This is a genomic window from Streptomyces sp. NPDC060028, assembly GCF_042736725.1.
GTDB lineage: Bacteria > Actinomycetota > Actinomycetes > Streptomycetales > Streptomycetaceae > Streptomyces.
Genome location: NZ_JBHWVJ010000183.1, coordinates 1 through 1,475, shown reverse-complemented (window position 1 = coordinate 1,475; position 1,475 = coordinate 1). Strand labels below are relative to the sequence as shown.

1 protein-coding gene is annotated in these 1,475 nt (G+C 72.2%); it reads left to right on the top strand.

What is annotated here, in order from left to right; all coding sequences use genetic code 11:
* On the top strand, window positions 1-1,475 hold a 1,475-nt coding region (locus ACFWBF_RS37300; protein WP_385609275.1), incomplete at its 3' end, for a DEAD/DEAH box helicase.

The window sequence follows — 1,475 nt, the reverse complement described above, 5'->3', positions numbered from 1 at the left end:
ATGAACCCCACACGTACGAACAACCGCTCCTCTCGCACCCGCGGCCGCACCGGCGGCCCCGCTTTCGGCTCCGGTTTCGGCTCCGGATCCGATTCGGGCCGGGGCAGCCGCTTCGCTTCATCCGCTCCGAGCCGTTCCGGAGGTCCGAGCCGCTCCGGAGCTCCGAGCCGTTCCGGCGGCTACGGCCGGCGACCCGCCGCGGTGCAGGGTGAGTTCGCCCTGCCGAAGACGATCACTCCCGCGCTGCCCGCGGTCGAGGCGTTCGCCGATCTCGACATGCCGGCCGGGCTGCTGACCACGCTCAGCCGCGAGGGCATGGCCACGCCGTTCCCGATCCAGGCCGCCACCCTGCCCAACACCCTCGCCGGCCGCGACGTCCTGGGCCGCGGCCGCACCGGCTCCGGCAAGACCCTCGCCTTCGGCCTCGCCCTGCTGGCCCGTACGGCCGGCCAGAGCGCCGAGTCAGGTCAGCCGCTCGCGCTGATCCTCGTACCGACGCGTGAGCTCGCCCAGCAGGTCACGGCCGCCCTCACCCCCTACGCCCGCGCCGTCAAGCTGCGCCTGGCCACCGTCGTCGGCGGCATGCCCATCGGCCGCCAGGCCAACGCCCTGCGCAACGGCGCCGAGATCGTCGTGGCCACCCCCGGCCGGCTCAAGGACCTCATCGACCGCGGCGACTGCAGGCTGAACCAGGTCGCCATCACCGTCCTCGACGAAGCCGACCAGATGGCCGACATGGGCTTCATGCCCCAGGTCACCGCCCTCCTCGACCAGGTACGCCCCGAAGGCCAGCGGATGCTGTTCTCCGCCACCCTGGACCGCAACGTCGACCTCCTGGTCCGCCGCTACCTCACCGACCCCGTCGTCCACTCCGTGGACCCCTCCCAGGGCGCGGTCACCACGATGGAACACCACGTCCTGCACGTCCACGGCGCCGACAAGCAGCGGACCACCACCGAGATCGCCGCCCGCGACGGCCGCGTGATCATGTTCCTCGACACCAAGCACGCCGTCGACCGCCTCACCCAGGACCTCCTCAACAGCGGAGTCCGCGCCGCCGCCCTGCACGGCGGCAAATCCCAGCCCCAACGCACCCGCACCCTGGCCCAGTTCAAGACCGGACACGTCACCGTCCTCATCGCCACCAACGTCGCCGCCCGCGGCATCCACGTCGACAACCTCGACCTCGTCGTCAACGTCGACCCGCCCACCGACCACAAGGACTACCTCCACCGCGGCGGCCGCACCGCCCGCGCCGGCGAATCCGGCAGCGTCGTCACCCTGGTCACCCCCAACCAGCGCCGCGACATGACCCGCCTCATGCAGGCCGCCGGCATCGTCCCGCAGACCACCCAGGTCCACTCCGGCGACGAAGCCCTCACCCGCATCACCGGCGCCCAAGCCCCCTCCGGCATACCCGTCACCATCACCGCACCCGTATCCGAACGCCCCAAGCGCACCACCGCCTCCCGCGG